This window comes from Candidatus Electronema sp. PJ, assembly GCF_048287395.1.
Classification (GTDB): Bacteria; Desulfobacterota; Desulfobulbia; order Desulfobulbales; family Desulfobulbaceae; genus Electronema.
In genome coordinates, this window is record NZ_JBLWEO010000048.1 from 26,863 (window position 1) to 50,449 (window position 23,587).

Consider the following 23,587-nt stretch of genomic DNA (forward strand, 5'->3'; position numbering starts at 1 on the left):
TCCGGTGTTATGACCTCATTTAAAAGGAGACAAAAGGAAGCAGGGGAGACGCACAGGAACGGTTTTGCCGAGGCAACGGATTCGACCGCTCCACCGCTCTTTTTGATTGACAAATACAGGTGATGCGTTTAAGTTCCCTTGCAAGAAAACAGCCGTTACACAGGCGATGCGCAACCCCGTGGCAAAGGGCAAGCCGCGCTTGTTGAATTTATAGCAGTTACCGTTTTGGTTTTATTCAATCTCATTCTCATTAGAGGAGGAACACCTGATGGCAAAGCATGCTACGCCTTTGTTGGACGAACTGGAAAAAGGCCCGTGGCCGAGTTTCGTCACTGACATGAAGCGCCAGGCAGAGACACACCCGGAGTGCTGGGATATTCTCGGCCAACTGGAGCTTTCCTACAAAGACAAAATCACCCATTGGAAGCACGGCGGCATTGTTGGCGTGTTTGGCTACGGTGGTGGTATTGTTGGCCGCTATTCAGATGTACCGCAGCGTTTTCCTGGTGTTGAGCATTTCCACACCGTCCGCATTGCCCAGCCTTCTGGTCTGTATTATTCGACCAAAAACCTGCGCGCCTTGATGGATCTGTGGGACAAGTACGGCTCTGGCATGACCAACATGCACGGCTCCACCGGCGACATGATTTTCTTGGGCACCCGCACCGAGAATTTGGAGCCGCTGTTCTGGGATCTCACCCATGATCTGGAGCAGGATCTGGGTGGCTCTGGCTCTAACCTGCGTACCCCGTCCTGCTGCCTGGGTGAGTCACGCTGCGAGTGGGCTTGCTACGATGCGCAGGATGTCTGCCATCACTTGACCATGCATTATCAGGACGAGATCCATCGTCCGGCCTTCCCCTACAAGTTCAAGTTCAAATTCTCCGCCTGCCCGAACGACTGCGTGGCCTCCATTGCCCGTTCCGACTTTGCTCTGATCGGCACTTGGAAAGATGACATCCGCATCAACCAGGCTGCGGTGAAAGAGTACATCGCTGGCAACTATCCCTCCAACGCTGGCGCACACGCTGGCCGCGACTGGGGCAAGTTTGACATAAGAAAAGAGGTGATCGACCTCTGCCCGACCGGCTGCATGTGGATGGAAGGCAGTGAGCTGAAGATCGATAACGCCGAATGCACCCGTTGTATGCACTGCATCAACGTTATGCCCCGCGCCCTCAAGCCCGGCAAAGAGAAGGGCGCAACCGTCTGCATTGGTGCTAAGGCTCCGATCCTCGACGGCGCGCAGTTTGCCACCATGGTCATCCCTTTCATCGAGGTGTCCAAGGAAAACGAGTACGAGAACGTCATTGACGTGATCGAGCAGGTCTGGGACTGGTGGATGGAAGTCGGCAAAAACCGCGAGCGCGTTGGCGAGACCATGCAGCGCATTGGTTTACCCACCTTCCTGAGGGTTATGGAGGTTGAGGCCATGCCGCAGCATATCCGTGAGCCGCGTTCCAACCCTTACGTCTTCTGGCGTGAGGAGGAGGTTGAAGGTGGCTGGGAGCGCGATGTTGTGGCCTTCCGCAATAAACATGCCGCATAAGCGGGCAGTCAAACGATTTCATCTAAAATTTTATATATAAGGAGACTGCAAATGGGTTACGATCCAAATAATCCCATGGAAGGCCGGATCACCGATCTGGGGCCGCGTCACTACAGCGAGATGTTGCCGCCAGTCATTGCGGCCAACAAAGGCAAGTGGGATTACCATGAAATCCTCGCTCCGGGCGTGCTAGTACACGTGGCTGAGAGCGGCGACAAGTGCTTCACTGTCCGTGTTGGCTCCCCGCGTTTGATTTCCATCGAGTACATCCGCGAGCTGTGCGACATCGCTGACAAGTACTGCGGTGGCTTCCTGCGTTTCACCACCCGCAACAACGTGGAGTTCATGACTGACTCCAAGGATGCCTGTGATGCGCTGATTGCTGACCTTAAAGGCCGCACCACCAAGTTCCCCATCGGCGGTACCGGGGCTTCCATCACCAATATCGTCCATACCCAAGGCTGGGTACACTGCCACACCCCGGCTACCGACGCTTCTGGCCCGGTTAAGGCCGTGATGGATGACCTGTTCGAGTATTTCGGCTCGATGACCCTGCCTGCGCAGGTGCGTATCGCGCTGGCTTGCTGCCTGAACATGTGTGGTGCTGTCCATGCTTCTGATATCGCCATCCTTGGTATCCATCGGAAGCCGCCGATGATCGACCACGGTCGCATCACCGGTGTCTGCGAGATCCCGCTGGCCATTTCTGCCTGCCCGCTGGGCGCGATTAAGCCGGCCAAGGCCCAGGTCAACGGCCAGGAAGTCAAGACCGTGCAGGTTAATGCCGAGCGCTGCATGTTCTGCGGTAACTGCTACACCATGTGTCCGGCCATGCCGCTGGCTGACCCGGATGGCGACGGCATTGCCATTCTGGTTGGTGGCAAGGTGTCCAACTCCAAGTCCGCACCGAAGTTCTCCAAGCTGGTTGTGCCCTTCCTGCCCAACACCCCGCCGCGTTGGCCAGAGACTGTTTCGGTGATCCGCAAGATCGTCGAGGTCTATGCCAAGGATGCGCGCAAGTATGAGCGCATTGGCGAGTGGGCAGAGCGCATTGGCTGGGAGAAGTTCTTCGAGAAATGCGATATTCCGTTCACCGACAAGTCCATTGACGACTATCGTCTGGCCTATGACACGTGGCGAACCACCACGCAGTTCAAGTACACCAAGGCAACAGACGCTTACACCAAGAAGTAAGACTTTACACTGCATACACCCGGTCAGTTTGAGGCCGGGTGTTTCTGCTAAAAACTCTGCCAACGGGGATGAAATCATGGCAATGAGTGTTGAAGAAGTAGAAGCGGCAATTATTGAAAAAGCAACTAAGGCACCAAAGCCGCAGCTCTACATCAAGGACTTCTACGAGTGCGATCCAGAGCGCAAACCGCGCGAGATTAAGAATATCGCCAATGACCTGACGAAGAAAGGGAAGCTGATGTTCTGGTCTTCCGGTTCTACGACCATGTATGCGATTCCTTCGCGGATCAAGAATGAAGAGGGCAAGGAAGGCGTGAACTGAGTTTCTTTCAGGATCATGATGCAGCAAAAAAAGCGAGAGCCGCAAGGTTTTCGCTTTTTTTTATACTGCTCTCTTACTACAACAGGAGGAAGGAGGCCACGATGAAACTGCATACTGCTCTTGCAGCATTCATGCTGCTCTGCGCTGCATCCCTGCACGCGCATCAAATTCATCTGAAAGACGGCAAAACCATAGAGAGCGACAATGTTTGGAAAGAGGGCAATACGGTTCTCTATGAAAAATACGGCGGTACGATCTCTATTCCTGACAGTCAGGTGCAAGAGATCGTATATGTCAAAGACCCAACAGCAGCGGAATCCGTCCCAGCAGGCAGCGATTTGTTCGCGCAACTCCGAGACAAGCTGAATCCAAAGAATCCAGTGGAAGAAGCCAGCCTGCGCACGCTGGCTGTGAAGACTGTAACCGGCTTTGGCTCTGGTTTTCTCCTGAGCAGCGATGGCTATATTGTCACCAACAAGCATGTGGTGCGAGGGAGCGAGGAAGACTTTAAAGAAATTGGCGAACAATTTGACCAGGCCAACCAGCAGATCGGCAAACGTGAGCGGGAACTTGAACAATGGCGAAAAAGCAATGAACAGCAGCGGCAAGATCTTAAGCGGCATCAGAAGCTGTTGCGGGAAATAGAGCGGAGCGGGCAAGGAAACGCGCCGCAAATTGCTTTGAGAAAGAGAGAAATGGCAGAATTTGAGAGTTATCTCCAGAAAGAGGAAAAAAGATACAGTCAGGCGCAGCAAGAATATTCTCGCGTCAAAGAAGGTGTTGATAGAAAGGCTGAACAGTTCCGGGATGGGCAGCGGCTCCAGGGTCAGCAGGAAAGTTTTGAAGTTATTCTCGCGGATGAAACCAAGCTCTACGCCACACTCAGCAAGATCAGCGAGAACCATGATCTGGCCCTCCTCAAGCTCAAGGGATACAGAACACCCCGTCTCGAACCAGGCAGCCGCAGCGAGCTGGCACTGGGCCAGCGGGTCTTTGCTTTGGGCAGTCCGGTTGATCTTAGCCTGAAAAATACCGTGACCTCTGGAGTTTTGTCTGGCTTCCGGGAGAATTTCATCCAGACTAATGCCCAAATTTATCCTGGCAACAGCGGTGGCCCGCTGATCAATGAGCAAGGCCAGGTGATCGGGGTCAATACCATGAAATTACTGACCAGAGATTTTGAAGGGCTGGGCTTTGCCATCCCTATTGAGACGGTGTTAGCCGAATTTGGCGATTACTTGGAGCAGGTGCAGTAGCGTGCAGGTTTACCCTGCCTGATTGGATAAAAACAAATGCAACCGCCTCTACTCCGCACCGTCTCTTCGCTGCTGATCATGCTGCTGATCACCCTGCTTGCCGGAGAAGCAACGGTTCGGGTCTTTCATTATTTCAAACCGCTCTTTCTTTTTTATGATGATTCGTACAATCGCTTTCGCGGCAGGCCCTTTGCCCCGGATTTTGATTTCATACTGAACTCGCAGGGCTTCAAAGATACGGAGTTTCCTCGGAGAAAGAAGAAAAACTTCCGTATTCTGGGCCTTGGTGACTCCTTTGCCTACGGTGCGGTGCCGTATAAAAACAATTACCTCACCCTGCTGGAAGCTCAACTCCAAGATGAAGGGCTGGCAGTGGAGGTTTTGAACATGGGCATCCCCAGCACAGGCCCGCAGGACTACCTTGCCTTGCTGCGCCAGGAAGGCCTGAAGTTGCAGCCTGACCTGGTACTGCTCTCACTCTTTATTGGCAATGACATTACAGAAAACATCAGAAAGAAAAAATGGCATGAATATTCCTATCTGGCCTCTCTGTTCCATTTTTTCTGGAAAATAAAGCCCAAATATGAAGGTCAGATTGTGCATGGCACAGGTACATACTGTGACGACTGCCCTTCCTTGGCCCCGGCAGCCTATTTGCAGCTTGAAAAGGAGCGCAGTGCTGTTTATCTGACAGATAATGTCGATGTCCTGCCGCTGTTTGACAAGGCCCTTGACTCTTTGGGCCAGATTCAGGAGATCTGTCAGGAAAAAGGTATTGCCTTAACCGTGGTGGTTATCCCTGATGAGGTGCAGATCAATGCCCAGCTTCAGCAGCAAGTGCGGGCACAGCTGCCAGGCCAGGGACGTAGCTGGCACACCCTACTGCCAAATGAACGGCTCGCGCTTGGCTTGCAAAAAATGCACATCAACTTCCTTGACCTGTACCCGGCTTTTGCCCAAGCGTCGCAAACAAAGCAGCTCTACCGACTGCGCGACACGCATTGGAACATTGCCGGCAATCAGCTGGCAGCCCAACTTATTCAGCAGCATCTGCGCCCGTATCTCCACTGAATTGCCTCGATAAAAAAGTAAATTGTCAACCTGGGCAACCTGCTTGCAGGCTGTTGCCACCTGGTATGCAAGCTGTACAGGTCGGCAAAACTCCTTGCTGGCTTGGCCAGACTCCTTTGTTACTCGGCAAAACTCCTTTTCTGCCAAGCAGAACTCCTTTGTTGCCGAGCCAAACTTCTTGCTTGCCGACTTGTAAAGGAGTTTGGCCGACCAAAACTCCTTTCCGGCTTGGCAAGACTCCTTTCCGGCCAACCAGAACTCCTTTGGTATTCGGCAAAACTCCTTTCCTGCCGACTTCAACTCCTTTTCGGTTTAGCCAAACTCCTTGCTTACCGAGCCAGCATCCTGGGTGAGGGGGTACGTTTTCATGCAAGCGTGGCGCAAACGCAGTGTTTTTCCCGAATACAGCCCGCGCAGGTGTGTCGCCTTTTTCTCAACACCCTTTCTCTCTGCTCCTGGGGACTTTTTTTGCAAAAGGGCGGCGAAGCGTGCCCCGCAACTTAATGCTGCATCAAGCTGCTCCTCCTGCGTGACCAGCGCAGCAACAGGAGATATCCTTGGTAGCTTTCTGAACGCAGCCTTTTTCCCCTTTTTCTCCGCGCCTGGGCGATTCTTTTTCAAGGTGGCGGCAAAGCGTGCCCCGCAACTCAGGGCGGGCGCAAGCCGTTCCTCCGACTTGGCCAGCGCAACGACCGGCGTGGGCAACGGAGACTCTGGCCTTTCCCGGTGCCGTTGCAAAACTACAGGTTGCACCGCCTCTACAACCTGTGCACTGTCCGGGCGGTGGGTTTCTTCCCAAGGCCCAAGCAGCGGCAGAGACAAGGAGTTTTGCGCCTCCTTCTTGGGCTGTTTGAGATGATACCTGGAGATAATATTTAAACAGAGACCATCGATCACGCCGAGGAAGCGCACGGTTTTGAGCATACTGATTGGCGAGATATTCATCTCCTGCGCCATTTCGCTGAGGATCTGTTCGATCTCTCCAGCTGGAATCAAAGTTTTTTTCGCGATGGCTTCGACGGTCAGTTGGTAGGCTTTCATGGGGCTTTCTCTAAATATAATGCCGACATATCTTTTTTTATCTGTCATTTCATCCATCCCCTTTTCGAGGCTGATTGACAGGCTGGATGCTTCAGAGCATTTTTCCTCCTTGCAGCAAAAAATGCTGTCAGTCTGTATTCTCAGGCAATACAGTTGGTTGAAAATGAAAAAAACGCATTGGCGTAAGGCTCGAAACTGGTTGTTGGCAGCAGGTCGCTCGGTTGAGGGCAGGCAGAGGTACTGGGATACGTTATGCAAATGTCATGCCATGTTCTCACAGAGCTACCTAAGCTTATCCGCAACAGAATATTCCGCCGTGGTTTTTATCCTCTTGTTGTAAATGAGAATTTTTCCCTTTTCGTCCGCAACTGGATACTTTTTACCCGACTCACAGGTTTGCCTGAGTAAAAAATATCCAGCAGAGATGTGGCAGCTAGCAGGCTAGAACTGCTTTTTTTGCCCTCTTCCGCTTTTGCCAAAAATAGTGTATTCTGCGGGCTGAAATGCCCGCTCTGCCGCAGCTGTTCGTTTTTCTGTTGCAAATTCTGCCGCCGCCTACTAAAAGAAGAGGGCCGCGCAGTCAATTTATTTACCCTGAGTCTCGTTATGGATATCGGAAAACTCCTGCCCCAGCAGTGCTGCCTATTCGTGATTGATCCCCAGGAACGCCTGATGGCCCATATCCACGAGGCTGCGCGGGTGAGTAGAAACATTGGCCTGATGATTCGTCTCGCCACGGTCTTGAATATCCCGGTACTTGCCTGCACTCAATACAAGAAGGGTATCGGGCCTTTTGTGCCAGAGCTAGCCCCGCTGCTGGCTGACTGTCCTTGCGCGGATAAAACCGAATTCAACGCGGTAGCCAATCCGGGGACAAAACGGTTACTCAGTGAATTACCCGCTTCGGTGCACACGCTGCTGCTTTGCGGGGTGGAAAGCCACATTTGCGTCTGGCAAACAGCGGTTGGAGCTATCCAGGAAGGCTATGAGGTGCAGGTTGTGGCGGATGCCATCTCCTCGCGCACGCCGGAAAATCATGCCTATGGCCAGCAGCGGCTGCGCGAAATCGGCGTGGTGTTGGCCCCAGCAGAGATGATCATCTACGATTTTCTTCAGAAAGCAGGCACACCCGCTTTCAAGGCTATGGTGCCGTATTTAAAGTAGGGGCAGGCCCCTGTGCCTGTCCTTTGGTTTTGACGGTTGTCCAGGATATTCCAGGGCAACCACAGGGGGTTGCCCCTACAAATCATTTCAATACATCAATCCGCCACGAGAATGACCGGAAATCAGCTGCGAGAAAAATTTCTCTCCTATTTTGCCAGCAAAGGGCATACTATCGTCGAATCCTCCTCCCTTGTGCCGCACGACGACCCCACTCTGCTCTTTACCAACGCGGGCATGTTCCAGTTCAAGCGGGTTTTCATGGGCGAGGAGCACCGCGACTACAGCCGCGCGGTGTCCTGTCAGCGTTGCGTGCGGGCTGGCGGCAAGCACAACGATCTCGAAAACGTTGGCCACACGGCCCGGCATCATACCTTCTTTGAGATGCTCGGCAACTTCTCCTTTGGCGATTATTTCAAGAAAGAGGCCATCGATTTTGCCTGGGAATTTCTGACCAAGGAGCTGGCTATCAGCCCTGAGCGGCTCTGGGTGACGATCTTCCGCGAGGATGACGAGGCCCAGGCGCTCTGGGAACAAATCGACAACCTGCCCAAAGGCCGGATTGTCCGCTTAGGCGAGAAGGATAACTTCTGGGCGATGGGCGACACCGGCCCCTGCGGCCCCTGCTCGGAGATTCACATTGACCAAGGTGCGGAGCACGGCTGCGGCAGGCCGGATTGTGCCCTTGGCTGCGACTGCGACCGCTTCTTGGAGCTGTGGAACTTGGTTTTCATGCAGTTCTACCGCGACGCAGACGGCACGCTGACCAAGCTGCCCAAGCCTTCCATTGATACTGGAATGGGTGTGGAGCGGGTGGCGGCGGTGCTACAAGGCAAATTCAACAACTTTGACGGCGATCTCTTTGCCCCATTGATCGCCAAGGTGGAGCGACTCTCTGGCAGGACGTATCACGCCAATCGCAGCGACGACGCAGCTATGCGGGTCATTGCCGACCACGCCCGCGCCACGGCTTTTCTCGTTGCGGACGGGGTGTTGCCCTCCAACGAGGGGCGCGGCTATGTCTTGCGCCGGGTTATGCGCCGGGCCATCCGCTTTGGCCGGACACTGGGCCTGACCGGGCTGTTTTTCGGCGAGGTCTGCCGCGAAATAGTGCGGACAATGCGGGATACCTATCCGCATCTGAGCGATTCTGTCCAGCTTTTACAGAAAGTGACTGACCATGAGGAAAGTCGCTTCGGCGAGACCTTGGATAAGGGCTTGGCTATGCTCGATGCGGAGATTGCCCGCCTGCTGGAGGAGCAGCCTGCGTCGCAGCTGATCAGCGGCGATTTCATCTTCAAGCTCTATGACACCTATGGCTTCCCGAAAGACATTGTTCGCGATGCAGCTTTAGAGCAAGGCCTGGGGATTGACGACGCAGGCTTCGAGGCAGCGATGCAGGAGCAGCGCGAGCAGTCCCGCCGTTCCTGGAAAGGCAAGGATGTGGATCACTTCTCTGCCGGGTTGATCAGCCTGCTGGAGCAGGGCAAGAAGAGCGAGTTTGTTGGTTACTACGGCACCTACGCTGCTGAATCGGTTGCTGAAGCAATTTTGGACAATCAGGGCAGCTTAATCAGCCGGGCAACGATTGGGGCGCAGGTGCAGGTTTTCTGCCCGCAGACCCCCTTCTATGCCGAATCGGGCGGTCAGGTTGGCGACACCGGTATCATCACCTGGCCGGGCGGTTCATTGGCCGTGCAATTCACCAAGGCCGCTGCTGAAGGGCTGGTTTTGCACAGCGGCACGATCACAGCGGGCACACTCACGGTTGGGCAGCAGGTCAGCTTGCAGGTGGATGATCGCCGCGCTGCCACAGCCCTCAATCACACCGCCACGCATCTGCTCCACGCGGCCATGAAGGAGCTGCTCGGCAGCCATGTCAAGCAGGCAGGCTCCTTAGTGCGGCCCGACCGCTTGCGCTTTGACTTCACCCATTTTTCGCCGGTTACGCCGGAGGAAATCCGGGCTATCGAGCAGTTGGTGAATAAAGAAATCCGCCGCAACACCCCTGTGCAGACAGCAGTTCTCGCCAAGGAGGCCGCTATTGCCGAAGGTGCCACAGCCCTTTTCGGCGAGAAATACGGCGAAGAGGTGCGGGTGGTAAGTGTTCCCGGCTTTTCCAAGGAACTCTGCGGCGGCACCCATACTGCCGCCACTGGCGACATCGGTCTATTCAAGATTATCTCGGAAACCGGCATTGCTGCCGGGGTACGCCGGATTGAGGCTGTGACCGGTCAGGCGGCCTTAGACTGGCTACAAAAGCTGGCGGCCCAAGCAGATGAGCTGGGCAAGCTGCTTTCCGGTTCTTTTGAGGATGCGCTGGTCAAAGTTCCGGCTTTGCTCAAGCGGCAGAAAGAGCTGGAAAAAGAAATCTCGGCATTGAGCGCGTCGGCAGCGGCAGCTGATCTGGACAGCCTTTTAGCCGGAGCAGTGGAAGTGGGCGGCATAAAAGTAATCAGCGGTTTGCTTAAGTTGGATTCACCCAAGACTCTGCGCGAGGTGGGCGATAAGGTGCGCGACAAGATGGGCAGTGGCGCGGCTCTGCTCGGCGGCGAGTTTGATGGCAAGGTTGCCTTGCTCGCCTTGGTCAGCAAGGACTTGACCGGCAGAATCAAGGCCGGTGAGATCGTTAGCGCGGCAGCGGTCATAGTTGGCGGCAAGGGCGGCGGCAGGCCAGACATGGCCCAGGCAGGCGGCCCGATGGCTGACAAGCTGCCAGAGGCAATACGGGCGATGCCAAGCATTGTGGCTCGGTTGCTGGAGGCGTGCCGATGATATCAAACTTCCAGCAGCAGCGGATAGTGATCACCGGCGTAGGTTTGGCCGCCCCAGGCGGGGCCAGCACCTTGGTTGAGTTCCGCCAACAGGTCTTGGCCGGGCGTAGCGGTATTTCCACCTTGGAATTGCGCTATATGGGGGTACATCCTGCCGGACTCTGCGATTTCCCGGACACGAAATACCGAAAGAAGCGCGACAACAAACGCGGCACACGGGCTGGCTGTCTCGGTGTATATTGCGCGGGCGAGGCCTTGGCCGATGCCAGGATTGATTTTGCCGAATACCGTCTCGACCGCACCGGCGTGTACATGGGCCTGACCGAGCACGGCACAGTGGAAACCGAAAACGAGGTCTATAATATCGGTCAGTACGGCTATAATGTGGACTACTGGACGCACCACCACAACCCGCGCACCGTGCTCAACAACCCGGCAGGGGAAATCACCATGCAGTTCGGCATCACCGGGCCGCATTACTCGGTGGGCGCGGCTTGCGCCGCAGGCAACGCGGCCTTGATTCAGGGCTGCCAGATGCTGCGGCTGGGCGAGATTGACTTGGCTCTCTGCGGCGGGCTGTCCGAATGCACCGGCTCGTTTGGCATCTTCGCCAGCTTCCGTGCCCAAGGTGCTCTGGCGGAACACAGCGACCCGACCAAGGCTAGTCGTCCCTTTGATCAAGAGCGAAACGGCATTGTCATTTCCGAGGGTGGCTGCGTTTTCACCTTGGAGCGATTAGACAAGGCGCAGGCGCGGGGCGCGAAGATTTACGGTGAGATTGTCGGCTATGCGATGAACTCTGATGCCCGCGATTTTGTCCTGCCCTACGGCCCGCGTCAGGCCGAGTGCATCCGCTTGGCCCTTGACCGCGCTGGCATGACCCCGGCGGACATTGACCTAATCAACACTCACGCTACCGGTACCAAGCAGGGCGACATTGAGGAATGCCGGGCAATCGCCGAGGTCTTTGCAGGCTGTGAAAAGTTACGGGTGAACAACACCAAGTCCATCATCGGCCATGCGATGGGGGCCGCCGGAGTGCTGGAGCTGGCTGCCAATCTGCCCGCCTTTGAAGACGGCTTGGCCCATCCGACCATCAATCTTGATGAGCTGGACCCGGAATGCGCCCTGCCGGGTTTGGTCGCTGGCGAGCCGCAGAAGCTGCCGCGCGCCGAAACCATCCTCAACAACTCCTTTGGCATGGTGGGGATAAATTCCGTGGTGATCGTCAAGAGAGTGGTGGCAAAATAGGGTGGGCTGTGGTAAATTTTTTGTTTTTTTGACCAGCGTCAGGTCTTTTCTTTGGAGATGCGCAGAGGAGGCAGGCCGCTTGCCTGCCTTTTGTTTTTCCGGTGCTGCTGCAAAAAATATCGTATTATAGGTTGAATGCACTTTGAATGGGATCCGAATAAGGCGGCAGCAAACCGGCGCAAGCATGGTGTCACATTCGAGGAGGCATCCAGCGCATTGCGTGATTCCTTTTCCGCCACCGTTCATGATCCTGCTCATTCAGAACACGAGGAACGGTTCATAACTTTTGGGATTTCCTCAAAAGACCGTTTGCTTGCGGTGGCGCATACGGACAGGGGAAATGCAATCCGCATCATTTCAGCACGGCTGGCAACGAATTCAGAGAGGCAAATCTATGAAGAAAGCTGAATCGGTAGATGAATTGCGGCCCGAATACAAGCGGTCGGATTTTGGTGAGATTGTGCGGGGAAAATACGCGCATAGAATCAAAGAAGAATCTAACGTCGTCCTGCTCGAACCTGATGTAGCGCAGGCTTTTCCCAATGACGAAGCGGTGAACAAGGCTCTCCGTTATCTGCTTGAACTGGCGCAGTCATCTGTACGGTTGAAAAAATATTCTGGTGGAACGATTGGTTGAATGTAACTTCCAGCCGTTAAAGAGAATAAAAGATCACATTTCCTTTATCCATGACAACGACTAACGCATTTTTTTTTGAGGAGCAAGAAGCATGACCCGTGATGAAATCAAGTATTTGATTCTTGATATTATTCAAAATATAGACGAAGATGCCGAGTTTGACGATCTGGACGAGGATAAGCCTCTGCGCGATCAGTTGGACTTGGATTCCATGGATTTTCTCGACATCGTGATGGAGCTGCGCAAGCGCCACAAGCTCCAAATCCCGGAGGAGGATTATCCCCAACTGGCCACTCTGACGAGCTGCGTCAATTACCTTGAGCCGAAGCTGAAGGATGTGAATGTCTGAGCGCGGGCAGGGCTGACCAGCCCTGTCTTTTCAGCAAACCCCTCAATTCGGCTGCACATCTCTCCATCATGGCTGACTGGCAGCTTATCATCATCGGCGGCGGGCTGTCTGGCTTGGCCTCCGGCATTCGTGCGGCCCGGTTCGGGCTAAAAACCCTTATCATCGAGCAGCACAGCCTGCCCGGCGGCCTTAATTCGTATTATTGCCGCCAAGGGCATCTGCTGGAAACCGGCCTGCACGCCATGACCAACTTTGCCCCGCCAGGGGTGAAACATGCGCCGCTGAACCGGCTCTTCCGCCAGCTTCAGCTTTCCCGCAAAGACTTCATTGTCCACGAGCAACTAGAATCCGAGGTCATCTTTCCGGGTGTATCACTCCGCTTTTCCAACGATCTCAATTTGCTCATCGAGGAAGTGGCTTCCCATTTCCCGCTAGTGGCTGATCATTTTCGGGTGATGATCAAGGAGATTGAGGCCTACGATCCTTTTGCCGAAGTGCCGTGGCAATCGGCACGAGCTTTCCTGCACGAGCGGCTGGCCGAACCACTTCTGGAAGACATGCTCCTGCTGCCGCTGATGGTTTATGGTAATGCTGAGGAAGATGACATGGATCTCGGCCAGTTTGCCATCATGTTCCGGGCGGTCTTTCTGGAAGGTTTTTTTCGGCCCGCAGGCACGATTAAGGATTTGCTGGAGATGCTGCTGGCGCAATACAAAGCCTTTGGCGGTGAAATCCGTTTTCGCGCTCCGGTAAATCGTATTCTTATGGATGGCGAGCGGGTGCGGGGTATTCATCTGCAAAACGGCGAAGAAATCACTGCTGATGCGGTGCTTTCCACGGTCGGCATTCCTGGCACTGTCGAGATGAGCGGTTGGCCGCTAGAAACAGACAGCTATGTCGGCAAGATGAGTTTCATGGAGAGCATTACCCTGCTGCCAGAGCTACGCTTGCCGCCGGAACGCAGCGGCAAGACCATCCTTTTCTATAGTCTCAATCAGCGGCTGGCCTATCACCGGCCCATCACACCCATTGATCCCTCTTGGGGCGTAATTTGCTTCCCTGGCAACTTTCAGAACTTGAAACAACAAGGCAGTCCAGTGCAGGTGCGCGTGACTAATGCGGCGAATTACGACCTCTGGCGGCAAGCGGATGAAGAGCAATATCGCCAGCTCAAGGAGCAATGTGGCCAGCAGTCCGCAGCAGCGGTCCAACAGCTTCTCGGTGATTACAGCCGCGATGCGGTCTTTCAAGACAGCTTTACGCCCCTGACCATTGAACGCTTCACTGGCAAATGCGCCGGGGCTGTTTATGGCAGCCCGGTTAAGATTAAGAGCGGCAAAACTCCTTGGCCGAATCTCTTTATTGCGGGCACTGATCAAGGCTATCTCGGTATAGTTGGTTCAATGTTAAGTGGTGTAACGATTGTTAATCAGCATTTGTTGAGCTAAACAGAATGGCTCTTGCAATCTTTGGCTGGTATCTTCTTATTAGTCTGCTTACCTTTGTTATCTACGCCAAGGATAAATCAGCCGCAGCAAAAGGCTCCTGGCGGATCCCAGAAAATACCTTGCATTTTCTTGCCCTGATTGGCGGCTGGCCAGGTGCTTTGCTTGCCCAGCAGGTCTTGCGGCATAAATCAAAGAAACAGCCATTTCGTTTTGTTTTTTATCTGACCGTGCTGTTAAATTGCGGCCTGCTTGTCTGTTTACTTTTTGTTTGACGAGCATGGCGATGTGCAAGTTTGAGCAGTTAAAATAAGCGGCGCAAAGCTGCGGCAGTCTTTTGCTCGTTCCGACCATGAACGACGCGGTTTCCAGCGTATCTTTTGAATTTTTCTTTGTAGTTTTATGCAATTAAATCGAGGCAGATTGCATTTATAACGCCTCGTTTCACGCTTGAATCGCTCCGATTCAAATTGAAATTAGGGTGTTTCACACTTAAATCAGGGTGAGTTACGTTTAAATCAAGCCGATTTCAATTGAAATCGTCCCGATTGAAGCGTGAATCGTGTCAAATTCAATTGAAATTGGGGTAATTCAAGTGTGAACCAAGGTGATTTAAATTGAAACCAGGCCGATTCCGGCGGAAACAGGGCAATTCAAGTGTGAATCGTGGCAATTTCAATTGAAATCGCCTTGATTTAAGTGTGAATTGAGGCGATTGAAGCGGGGAATTTGGTAGGTGCGAAAGATTGCGCAGCTTGCGTAGGTCTGATTGAGTAGAACGAAATCAGACAATTTGAGAAATGAGTTGTCCGCTTTCGTTGCACTCAAGCAGACCTACTTCTGGGGCAATTTTGCAGGGGTGAAAGATTTTTTGCCCATACACCTGGGGTGCAAAATGGCAAACAAAGAACAGTTGGCGATACTCAAGCAGGGCGTGGCGGCGTGGAACAAGTGGCGTGAGGAGAACCCTGATGCGGATATTGATTTACGCTGGGCCAAACTGGACGGGCAGAATTTAAGCGGGGCGAATTTTAGCAAAGCGGATATTCGTGGAGCGAGCTTCAGAAATGCTATACTTGTAATGGTTAATTTTAGAGAGGCTCTTCTGGATGATATAAAATATATAGGCTCGAAATTCAATTTTGCAACAAACTTTTCTGGATCAGACTTGACTAATGCAATATTTAACAAAGCATACATTGGCAATTCTCGTTTTTATTGTGCAATCTTGACAGGTTCTTCTTTTCTGAATATTAATGAATTGAATTGGCATTATGACCGTAAAGACTATGAAACTATTTTTGGTGATTCAATTGTACGTAAGATTTTGAAACGTAAAAATCTTAAGGGTGCAATTCTTGTTACTTTTGATCTGCGCGGATTAGACTTACGTGAAATCGATTTTCGACAAGCCAATCTCAGCCGAGCTGACATTACTGGCACAAAACTTTACAACACCGCACGGGAAAACTGGATTATTGACGGCATCCGCTGCGATTATGTTTATTGGGATGAAGCCGGAGAGCAGCGCACCCCACCTGACCGCGATTTCCGCCCTGGAGAATTTGAGGAATTACACAAACAGCTTCCCACCTTCGAGTACATCTTCGAGCAGGGTTTCACGCCGCTTGACCCGCTGATCATGGATCGAGTGGTGCAAGCCATCAATGAGCGGAATAAAGAGTTTTCGCTGGAGCTGGTCAGTTTCGACAAACGCGGCCAGCCGCACGCCACGTTCACGGTTTGTCATCTTGAGCACGTGGAAAAGGCAAAGCAGCAGATTGCGGCTGGCTATGAGGAAAACAGAATTGCGCCGGAACGGCAGGAGCAGCTTATGGCCGCTGTTCTGGGTTTGATTGAGAATCAAAGCAAACTGATCGACAAAATTCCATCATCGAGAGGACTGGCAATGGGAGATAATTACTACATCAGCGGCGGACAAATCGGCGCGGTCGGGCAAAGCGCATCTGCTTCCGGCAACACCTTTCAGCAAATCACCGCAGACCTTTCCCTCCTGCACGAGGAGATGCAGCGCAGCGCGAAAACCCCGGAACAACGAACCGCTGCCGAGAATGTTGCTAAAGCAGCGCAGGCCGCCAGCGAGCAGAATGAGTCTGCCATGCTCCAGCATCTGAAAAACCTGAAGAACGTCGGAAAATTTGCCTTAGATTGCGCAAAGACTATCGGCACTGATGTGGCGGCGGAATGTTTGAAAAAGGCTATGGGAATGTGAGCAACTCTTGAATCGTTGCCAGCTTGCGTAGGTCTGATTGAGTAGAACGAAATCAGACAATTTGAGAAATGAGTAGTCCGCTTTCGTTGCACTCAAGCAGACCTACTTCTATGGGAATGTGAGCAACTCTTGAATCGCTACCCAGTTTCGTTTTGCCAGCTTGCGTAGGTCTGATTGAGTAGAACGAAATCAGACAATTTGAGAAATGAGTTGTCCGCTTTCGTTGCACTCAAGCAGACCTACTTCTATAGGAATGTGAGCAACTCTTGAATCGTTGCCAGTTTCGTTTTGCCAGCCGCCTCATCAGAGGGTAAACTGGCTTTGAACAATGCCGCCCTGAAAGCCAAGACAGCCAGCTTTGGCAGCCTTAACACGCAACTCGTTTTCGTCATCCGCAACTCGCGCTTATGAATGAACGCACTCTGCTTCGGGCAGTGTTTGACGCACTGCCCTCGCTGGTCTTTGTTGTTGACCGAGATGTGCGGATTCATGACTACAACGCGGCTGCTGCCGAGTTGATCATGGCCGAGCGGGAGACTGTCTTGCGGCGGCGGGCTGGCGAAATCCTGCATTGCATTCATTCAACCGAAGTCCCGGAGGGCTGCGGCTGGTCTCCTGCATGCAAGGACTGTATCATCAGAAGCTCTGTTGTAAAAGCATTCTTGGGCAATCGCGTTGTCCGCCGCAAGGCACGAATAGAATATATCCGGGATGGGCGCAAGGTGGAACTCTTCGCGCTTGTTACGGCTTCTCCTTTTTATTTTAATGAAAATCCTCATGCCCTACTGGTGATTGAGGATATCAGTGAGATAGCCGCCTTATACCGAATGATTTTTCTTTGTCCGGTCTGCGGCAAGATGCAGGACGAAAAGAAAACGTGGATGCGGGTTGAATCGTATTTCAAGAATCATTGGGACATAGACTGCTCGCACAATTACTGCCCGGACTGCTTCCAACGTGAAATGGACATATTCAGGGCTGAGAAGGATGATCAGGAGATGTAAGCGCACATCCTCTTTTCTGCTCGAACAATATTTAACAACATAATTTAATCTGCCATGAAATTCACTCCCTTTGACAAAGTTGCAAACAGCTACGACATCATCGTCATCGGCTCTGGCCTTGGCGGCCTGACTTGCGCTAACCGTTTGGCGAAAGCTGGCCACAGCGTGCTGCTGCTGGAGCAGCATTTCCAGCTTGGCGGTTTGGCGGCTTGGTTCAAGCGCGGCGGCCATATCTTTGATGTCTCGCTGCATGGCTTTCCTTACGGCATGGTAAAAACATGCAGCAAATATTGGTCGAAAGCAATCAAAGACTCCATCGTTCAGCTGAAAAACATCGTCTTTGACAACCCGCAGTTCTCGCTCACTACTACGTTCTCGAAAGACGATTTTGTCCGCATTCTGCATGAGGATTTCAAGATCGAGCGCAGCGTGGTGGATGATTTCTTCAACACCGTCCGAGCGATGAATTTTTATGACGATCAGAGCATGACCACGCGGGAATTGTTTGAGCAATTCTTTCCAGGCCGCTCTGATGTCCACCGCCTGCTAATGGAACCGATTGCCTACGCCAACGGCTCCACGCTCAATGAGCCAGCCATCACCTATGGCATTGTGTTCTCGAATTTTATGAGCAAAGGCGTGTTCACCTTTGAAGGCGGCACGGACAAACTGATTGCGATGATGGCGGACGATCTGCAAGCCAACGGCGTGACCATCTGCACCAGCGCGCAAGTTGAGCGGGTTTTGGTCGAAAAGGGTAAGGTGCGCGGCGTGCTGGTGAAAGGGCAAGAGATTGCGGCCAAAGCCGTGGTTTCCAACTCCGGCATCACCAACACCATTGATCAGCTTGCGGGCCGCGAGGCATTCAGCAGCGATTTCCTCAGCCGTTTCGACAAGGTGGTGGTGAACAACTCCTCCTGCCAGGTGTATTTCGGCATCCGCAAGGGCGAGTCCTTCCCGGATGTGGGCGACCTGCTTTTCACCTCCACGGCTGCGGTTTTCTCCTCTGAGGAAATGCGGCAGATGGACACCAAAAGCCGCACCTTTTCGGTGTATTATCCGAAGACCCGGCCTGAGCATCCTGATTATACAGTTGTTGCTTCAATGAATGCCAACTATGACGATTGGGCGGGACTTAACGAAGCGGCCTACAAGCAGGCCAAGGTGGCGATGGCGGAACGCAGCTTGCTTGATCTGGAACGCTATCTTCCCGGCATCCGCGAAAAAATCGACACCGTGGAGACAGCCACGCCTAAGACTTTCCACCGCTATACCCTGCACACCAAGGGCAGTTCTTTCGGCACTAAGTTCGAGGGGCTGGACATCTCGCGCACCTTATTCAAGGAAGTGGGCGGGCTGTTCCATGTCGGCTCGGTCGGCATCATCATGAGCGGCTGGCTGGGCGCAATCAACTACGGCGTGATTGTCGCCAATGATGCGGATGCGTATGTGAGGGGATGAGGAGTTTGTTCCCACGTTTCGGCGTGGGACAGCTTTTGTTAATGACGACAGGTTAAATTGAGACCGCCATGAATGACGATAATAATCAATTTGCTGGAACGATCTATATAGACAGCCAGTTAGATTCTTACAGAAATTATTTAGATGATGAGCGAATAGGGAACATAGCCAATCAATTAAACAAAGAGTCGATTATTGGTAAGCATTTTTTTATCCTCCTTATGGAGCTTAGAGGTATAGCATATAATGCTTCATTGCCTTATCTCATGCCTACCATGTTGGAGACGTTTTATGCTGGATATGTACAGTCGATAAATCCAAGGAGCACCCTTCTTGAATTTGCGTCTGCCATCATGAAAAGATTGAGCAGTGAGGTTCCGCAGCTAACTAAAAGCAACAGACTTTCGCGTAAAATTAAAGATCGGCTTGTAGTTATGTCGCAGGATTATTTTGATATAAACAAAAAAGTACCCATAATTATTGATAGCTATGGCATTTGGGACAATCTTTTGAAGATGCCAAAACCTATATTTAGCTATGCGTTATGGAGCAATCAACGTGTGTCATATCTTTCAGGATTCAGTTCTTATGATAATTTCATAGTAAAAATTGTAAAAAATGAGCTTAAACTTGATGAGTACAGAAGAGGTGCAAAATTTTCTAACGATATAAAACGTGTTTTTGGAGAGGAGGCAGGGAAATTAGTATGGAATGATGGGGAAGTTTTTATATTACGTGAGATTAGAAATTCACTCGCTCATGAAGGAGGAAAAATAAACAATAAATTGAGACAACTAAAGCATGAGTGTGTTCTTAAAGATGATGTAATCCAAATTACTCCAAAAGATATTAAACGGCTCTTTTCGGCTATCACTTCCGCAGCTGAGGTTATTGTTAATCATTCCATGAATAAGATATAAAATGGTTATATCGAGAGCAGAAAAAGAGCTGATCAAAAACAAAATCAGAGAACAACTCTCCAACGAACAAGAAATTCAGAAAATTGTTCTGTTTGGTTCATTTATCCGCTCAAACGAGCCAAATGATATTGATGTCGCTATCTTCCAAAACAGCACGGAAAGCTATCTGTCGCTTGCTTTGAAATATCGAAAGCTCATGCGGGAGATAGCGAACATGCTGCCGGTTGATGTGATTCCGCTGAAGACCTCTGCAACCGGCCTGTTTCTTGATGAAATTGAGTTGGGAGAGACAATTTATGAAAAATGAAACGAGAATTTGGCTGAAATACGCGGCTGAGAACTTTGAATCCGCTAAAATCCTATTGGACAGCTGCCTGTATAATCCTTGTTTGCAAAATGTTCAGCAGGCGGTTGAAAAAGCATTGAAAGCAATTCTCGTCGAAACATCCTCCCATATCAGAAAGACGCATGATATTTTAGAGATCAAAAAGATGCTCCTTGAAAATGGCGTTGAGATTGACCTGCCTGACGATGAGTGCGATTTTCTGAATTCTATTTATCTTCCATCAAAGTATCCTCTGGGCAGTATTCTCGCCGATTACGAGCCGGACGAGAAGATATGCCGAACAGGAATTGAAATTGCAGAGAAGGCGATGCGGCACGCAGATCTAACCTGTAACAAATGAACGAAACAGGGATATGCTTTCTTCAAAGCAGTCCGTGTGGAGCAGTCAACGTATAATCCTTCAAGGGCGGGCGAACCTGCCCTGTTCCGCATCGGCAACAAGCTGTTTGCAGTTGCAAATGCGGCATTCACTGCTACGGATGAACCTGAGCAAATTATGATCTTTATGGCGCGGCAATCAAGCGTCTCTTGCAAGATAACAACATGCTAGTCATCGAAAATTATCATCGAAAAATTATCAGCATCTGCCAGAAATACCAAGTCAAAAGCCTGAGCATCTTTGGCAGCGCACTCACTGAGCATTTTAACGAGAGCAGCGATGTTGATTTCCTCATTGAACTTGAGGGCGCAGCCAATGGAATCAAACGATATATGAACGTAAAATTCGAGCTTGAAGAGTTATTTTCACGGCCTGTTGATCTTGTCATGCTAAAAGCCCTCAAAAATAGCCGCATCAAAGAATACATTTTTTCAAACATAAAAACTGTTTATACCTCATGATCCTGCTGTCTGCCTTGAAGATGCTGCCAATGCCTGTCGGCTGATTCTACAGTTCACTAAAAACATGGCCTAAGCCGAATACGCAGCAGATATAAAAACGCAATCTGCGGTCGAACGGCAATTTGAAATCATCGGCGAAGCCTTAAACCGAATCAAGAATATTGATGCCGAACTGCTTGCCAAAATTGACAACTGGCGGGAAATCATCGGCTTCAGAAACGTGATCGCCCACGGTTACGATGTTGTCGAAAATGAAATCGTGTGGGATTCGATTCAAAAAGATATTCCAGTGCTTTTGAAGCAGCTCACTCAGTTGCTTAACTAACTCATTGCTGAAAAACAACTACGAGAATCACCCTTGAACACCTTCACCAATCAAAAAGCCATTGTCACCGGCGCGACCAAAGGCATAGGCAAAGCAATTACCGAGGCCTTGCTCGCTCAAGGCGCAACTGTGCTTGGCCTCTACAGCGGCGATGAGGCCGCAGCGTCCGCCTTTGCTGCTGCGCATTCCGATGTGGGCGAGCGTCATCTGCGCCTGTATAAAGTGGATGTCAGCGACTGCAAGGCCGTGGAAGCCTTCTGCCGCGAGACCGAGGAGCAATTCGACACCATTGACATTCTTGTCAACAACGCGGGCATCCGCCGCGACGCGGTTTTAGCCATGATGCGGCAGGAAGACTGGCAGCGGGTGCTAGATGTCAACCTCACCGGCGGCTATAACATGTGCCGCTTCACCCTGCCGCTGATGCTGAAGCAGAAATACGGGCGGATCATCTTCATTACCTCGCCAATGGGTCGTCTTGGCTTTGCCGGACAGGCGAACTACGCCGCCTCCAAGGCCGGACAGGTCGCGCTGATGAAGTCACTGTCGAAAGAAGTAGCGAAGCGGAAGATCACCGTCAACTGCGTCTCTCCCGGTTTCATCAGCACAGATTTTATTGACGACCTTTCTGAAGAACAGGTGAAGGAATACAAGAAATTAGTGCCTGCAAACCGCTTCGGCACACCGGAAGAAGTCGCAGACGCAGTGCTTTTCCTCGCCGGAAAGAACGCCGCCTACATCAACGGCTCGGTTTTGGAAATAACCGGAGGCTTGTGATGGACAGGGACTTTATCATGGCGCGGATTCCGCACCGCCCGCCTTTTCTCTGGCTTGACCGGGTGCTGGAGCTGACCGAAAGCGCAATCCGGGCGGAAATAACGATCTCTGCGGAGTTGGACATCTTCAAAGGCCATTATCCTGACTATCCCATCATGCCGGGTGTGTTACTTTGCGAGGCGGTCTTTCAGGCCGGTGCGCTGCTGATTGCCGAAACGCTGCGCGGCAAGCAGGATTTGCAGGGCATACCGGTGTTGACCCGCATTCTTGGCGCAAAGTTCAAGCGCGAGGTGCGGCCCGGCGATTTGATTGAAATCACAGCGGCCTTGAAAGAGCAAATCGGCCCGGCTTGGTTTCTCAAAGGCGGTGTACAGGTTGGCGGCAAGACTGCCGTGCAGGTGGAATTCGCCTGCGCCTTGAAAGGGAGAGGTGCGTGATGGATTTTCTCAAGCTGGCAGGCAAAAAGGTTGTCATCTTTGGTCTGGCAAACAAGAAGTCGGTGGCCTGCGCGGTCGGTAAGGCACTGCTTGAAGCCGGAGCCGAAGTGATTCATGTGGTGCGCAGCGAGGAGCGGGCCGCAACTTGCCGCAAGCTCTTTCCGGCCAGTCCGGTGTTCTGCTGCGATGTAGAGGACGAGGCGAACATCATCCGGGTGCGGGATGAAATCGCCGCGCAGGTGGGCGGGCCGATTGCGGGCATTGTGCATTCCATCGCCTTTGCCAATTACTCCGAAGGAATGCAGCCCTTTCATGGCACGGTGAAGCGCGACTTCCTGCAAGCCATAGACATCTCCTGTTTCTCCTTCATCGCCATTGCCAATCACTTCAAAGAGCTGCTCGACGTGGACGGCGCAATGGTCACGATCTCCATTTCCACCACCCGCATGGCTTCGGAGAACTACGGTTACATGGCTCCGGTCAAAGCGGCCTTAGATTCCTCACTCTGCTTTCTTGCCAAATCTTTCTCCGCCTTTTCACGGGTGCGCTTCAACGCGGTCGGAGCAAGCCTGCTCAAAACCTCGGCCTCAGCAGGCATTCCCGGCTACATTGATTCCTACATCTTCGCCGAGCAGGCCATTCCGCGCAAACAGGCTTTGCGCACCGAGGAGGTGGCCGATGCCGCCGCCTTCTTGCTTTCGCCGCGCTCATCAGGCATCAACGGCCAGACTCTCGTGGTGGACGCAGGCATGAGCTTCAACTATTTCGACAAGGACATTATCGCCAAGGCGGTGCGCTGATGGCAATCAAACAGCTTAATCCTTTTACTCGCGCCGTTCTGATGGCAAAACACGCTTGGGCTGTGTTTCGTGCCAAGGAAACCCCGCGTTATGTCAAGCTGATCTTGGGACTTGGCTTGGTTTATATCGTCTCACCTTGGGATATTATCCCTGAATGGCTGCCGGTGATTGGCGTGATGGATGATCTAACCTTGGCTGCATTGCTGATTGCTTGGGCAAATAGTTTTAGGGTAGAAGGTGATGAATGAGTTGCATGACCTGTCTTCGCAATAGCGGACACGTTTTATTCCCTAAGTAGCCCTTTTGAAGAAGAGCGGCTCGTAGTTGTCCGGCGACTGATAACTGATCGCCGAATGCCGCCGTTGGCGGTTGTAAAAGCCTTCGATGTACCAAA

27 protein-coding genes are annotated in these 23,587 nt (G+C 52.1%); 25 read left to right on the forward strand and 2 right to left on the reverse strand.

Annotated features, from left to right (window positions below):
- The first annotated feature begins 268 nt into the window (after nucleotides 1–268).
- The 5 genes from dsrA to ACNKIB_RS07890 all read left to right on the forward strand — a co-directional run bounded on the left by dsrA (nucleotide 269) and on the right by ACNKIB_RS07890 (nucleotide 5,392).
- Complete coding sequence (gene dsrA, locus ACNKIB_RS07870) at nucleotides 269–1,549, forward strand: dissimilatory-type sulfite reductase subunit alpha (RefSeq protein ID WP_417910000.1); 1,281 nt, start codon at nucleotides 269–271, stop codon at nucleotides 1,547–1,549.
- Nucleotides 1,550–1,600: 51 nt separating this feature from the next.
- On the forward strand, nucleotides 1,601–2,743 hold the full coding sequence (dsrB, locus tag ACNKIB_RS07875) for a dissimilatory-type sulfite reductase subunit beta (protein ID WP_417910001.1): 1,143 nt from the start codon (nucleotides 1,601–1,603) through the stop codon (nucleotides 2,741–2,743).
- 76 nt (nucleotides 2,744–2,819) lie between these two features.
- Nucleotides 2,820–3,065, forward strand: a complete 246-nt coding sequence (locus tag ACNKIB_RS07880; RefSeq protein WP_417910002.1) for a dissimilatory sulfite reductase D family protein — start codon at nucleotides 2,820–2,822, stop codon at nucleotides 3,063–3,065.
- A gap of 101 nt (nucleotides 3,066–3,166) precedes the next feature.
- Nucleotides 3,167–4,321 (forward strand): trypsin-like peptidase domain-containing protein, encoded by a 1,155-nt coding sequence (locus tag ACNKIB_RS07885; RefSeq protein ID WP_417910003.1) that lies wholly within the window; start codon nucleotides 3,167–3,169, stop codon nucleotides 4,319–4,321.
- 36 nt (nucleotides 4,322–4,357) lie between these two features.
- Entirely contained in the window at nucleotides 4,358–5,392 is a 1,035-nt protein-coding gene (locus ACNKIB_RS07890) for an alginate O-acetyltransferase AlgX-related protein (RefSeq protein WP_417910004.1), read from the forward strand.
- Nucleotides 5,393–5,704: 312 nt separating this feature from the next.
- Here the strand turns inward: ACNKIB_RS07890 and ACNKIB_RS07895 are convergent, their stop codons facing one another.
- Nucleotides 5,705–6,433 (reverse strand): hypothetical protein, encoded by a 729-nt coding sequence (locus ACNKIB_RS07895; RefSeq protein ID WP_417910005.1) that lies wholly within the window; start codon nucleotides 6,431–6,433, stop codon nucleotides 5,705–5,707.
- Between the two features lie 323 nt (nucleotides 6,434–6,756).
- Entirely contained in the window at nucleotides 6,757–6,975 is a 219-nt protein-coding gene (locus ACNKIB_RS07900) for a hypothetical protein (protein WP_417910006.1), read from the reverse strand.
- 64 nt (nucleotides 6,976–7,039) lie between these two features.
- On the opposite strand from ACNKIB_RS07900, the gene ACNKIB_RS07905 reads away from it, so the two are divergent.
- From ACNKIB_RS07905 to ACNKIB_RS08000, 20 genes are all read left to right on the forward strand, one after another.
- A complete protein-coding gene (locus tag ACNKIB_RS07905) occupies nucleotides 7,040–7,597 on the forward strand; it encodes an isochorismatase family protein (RefSeq protein ID WP_417910007.1) in 558 nt (185 codons plus the stop codon).
- A gap of 111 nt (nucleotides 7,598–7,708) precedes the next feature.
- Nucleotides 7,709–10,369: an alanine--tRNA ligase gene (gene alaS / locus ACNKIB_RS07910; RefSeq protein ID WP_417910008.1), complete on the forward strand. Its 2,661-nt coding sequence runs from the start codon at nucleotides 7,709–7,711 to the stop codon at nucleotides 10,367–10,369.
- A complete protein-coding gene (locus ACNKIB_RS07915) occupies nucleotides 10,366–11,619 on the forward strand; it encodes a beta-ketoacyl-[acyl-carrier-protein] synthase family protein (protein WP_417910009.1) in 1,254 nt (417 codons plus the stop codon). The genes alaS and ACNKIB_RS07915 overlap by 4 nt, the downstream gene beginning before the upstream one ends.
- A gap of 135 nt (nucleotides 11,620–11,754) precedes the next feature.
- The gene (locus tag ACNKIB_RS07920) at nucleotides 11,755–12,027 is read left to right on the forward strand and encodes a BrnT family toxin (protein ID WP_417910010.1); all 273 of its coding nucleotides are present in this window, start codon (nucleotides 11,755–11,757) and stop codon (nucleotides 12,025–12,027) included.
- Nucleotides 12,014–12,256: a hypothetical protein gene (locus tag ACNKIB_RS07925; RefSeq protein ID WP_417910011.1), complete on the forward strand. Its 243-nt coding sequence runs from the start codon at nucleotides 12,014–12,016 to the stop codon at nucleotides 12,254–12,256. Before ACNKIB_RS07920 ends, ACNKIB_RS07925 begins: the two co-directional genes overlap by 14 nt.
- A 91-nt stretch (nucleotides 12,257–12,347) precedes the next feature.
- Complete coding sequence (locus ACNKIB_RS07930; RefSeq protein WP_417910012.1) at nucleotides 12,348–12,605, forward strand: acyl carrier protein; 258 nt, start codon at nucleotides 12,348–12,350, stop codon at nucleotides 12,603–12,605.
- Between the two features lie 68 nt (nucleotides 12,606–12,673).
- A complete protein-coding gene (locus ACNKIB_RS07935; protein WP_417910013.1) occupies nucleotides 12,674–14,053 on the forward strand; it encodes a phytoene desaturase family protein in 1,380 nt (459 codons plus the stop codon).
- A gap of 5 nt (nucleotides 14,054–14,058) precedes the next feature.
- Nucleotides 14,059–14,325 (forward strand): DUF1294 domain-containing protein, encoded by a 267-nt coding sequence (locus ACNKIB_RS07940; RefSeq protein ID WP_417910014.1) that lies wholly within the window; start codon nucleotides 14,059–14,061, stop codon nucleotides 14,323–14,325.
- A gap of 518 nt (nucleotides 14,326–14,843) precedes the next feature.
- The gene (locus tag ACNKIB_RS07945) at nucleotides 14,844–16,283 is read left to right on the forward strand and encodes a pentapeptide repeat-containing protein (RefSeq protein ID WP_417910015.1); all 1,440 of its coding nucleotides are present in this window, start codon (nucleotides 14,844–14,846) and stop codon (nucleotides 16,281–16,283) included.
- 407 nt (nucleotides 16,284–16,690) lie between these two features.
- Complete coding sequence (locus ACNKIB_RS07950; protein ID WP_417910016.1) at nucleotides 16,691–17,287, forward strand: PAS domain-containing protein; 597 nt, start codon at nucleotides 16,691–16,693, stop codon at nucleotides 17,285–17,287.
- Nucleotides 17,288–17,341: 54 nt separating this feature from the next.
- Nucleotides 17,342–18,748 carry a phytoene desaturase family protein gene (locus ACNKIB_RS07955; RefSeq protein ID WP_417910017.1) on the forward strand — a complete coding sequence of 469 codons (1,407 nt, stop codon included), beginning with the start codon at nucleotides 17,342–17,344 and terminating at the stop codon, nucleotides 18,746–18,748.
- Between the two features lie 68 nt (nucleotides 18,749–18,816).
- Entirely contained in the window at nucleotides 18,817–19,668 is an 852-nt protein-coding gene (locus ACNKIB_RS07960) for a hypothetical protein (protein WP_417910018.1), read from the forward strand.
- Between the two features lies 1 nt (nucleotide 19,669).
- Nucleotides 19,670–19,975: a nucleotidyltransferase domain-containing protein gene (locus ACNKIB_RS07965; RefSeq protein ID WP_417910019.1), complete on the forward strand. Its 306-nt coding sequence runs from the start codon at nucleotides 19,670–19,672 to the stop codon at nucleotides 19,973–19,975.
- A complete protein-coding gene (locus tag ACNKIB_RS07970) occupies nucleotides 19,965–20,354 on the forward strand; it encodes a HEPN domain-containing protein (protein WP_417910020.1) in 390 nt (129 codons plus the stop codon). The genes ACNKIB_RS07965 and ACNKIB_RS07970 overlap by 11 nt, the downstream gene beginning before the upstream one ends.
- Before the next feature lie 203 nt (nucleotides 20,355–20,557).
- Nucleotides 20,558–20,854 (forward strand): nucleotidyltransferase family protein, encoded by a 297-nt coding sequence (locus ACNKIB_RS07975; protein WP_417910021.1) that lies wholly within the window; start codon nucleotides 20,558–20,560, stop codon nucleotides 20,852–20,854.
- Between the two features lie 130 nt (nucleotides 20,855–20,984).
- On the forward strand, nucleotides 20,985–21,179 hold the full coding sequence (locus ACNKIB_RS07980) for a DUF86 domain-containing protein (protein ID WP_417910026.1): 195 nt from the start codon (nucleotides 20,985–20,987) through the stop codon (nucleotides 21,177–21,179).
- Between the two features lie 33 nt (nucleotides 21,180–21,212).
- Nucleotides 21,213–21,956 (forward strand): SDR family oxidoreductase, encoded by a 744-nt coding sequence (locus ACNKIB_RS07985; protein ID WP_417910022.1) that lies wholly within the window; start codon nucleotides 21,213–21,215, stop codon nucleotides 21,954–21,956.
- Nucleotides 21,956–22,393 (forward strand): 3-hydroxyacyl-ACP dehydratase FabZ family protein, encoded by a 438-nt coding sequence (locus ACNKIB_RS07990; protein ID WP_417910023.1) that lies wholly within the window; start codon nucleotides 21,956–21,958, stop codon nucleotides 22,391–22,393. The genes ACNKIB_RS07985 and ACNKIB_RS07990 overlap by 1 nt, the downstream gene beginning before the upstream one ends.
- Nucleotides 22,393–23,193, forward strand: a complete 801-nt coding sequence (locus ACNKIB_RS07995; protein WP_417910024.1) for an enoyl-ACP reductase FabI — start codon at nucleotides 22,393–22,395, stop codon at nucleotides 23,191–23,193. The genes ACNKIB_RS07990 and ACNKIB_RS07995 overlap by 1 nt, the downstream gene beginning before the upstream one ends.
- Nucleotides 23,193–23,441 carry a YkvA family protein gene (locus tag ACNKIB_RS08000; RefSeq protein ID WP_417910025.1) on the forward strand — a complete coding sequence of 83 codons (249 nt, stop codon included), beginning with the start codon at nucleotides 23,193–23,195 and terminating at the stop codon, nucleotides 23,439–23,441. The genes ACNKIB_RS07995 and ACNKIB_RS08000 overlap by 1 nt, the downstream gene beginning before the upstream one ends.
- The last annotated feature ends 146 nt before the right edge of the window (nucleotides 23,442–23,587 follow it).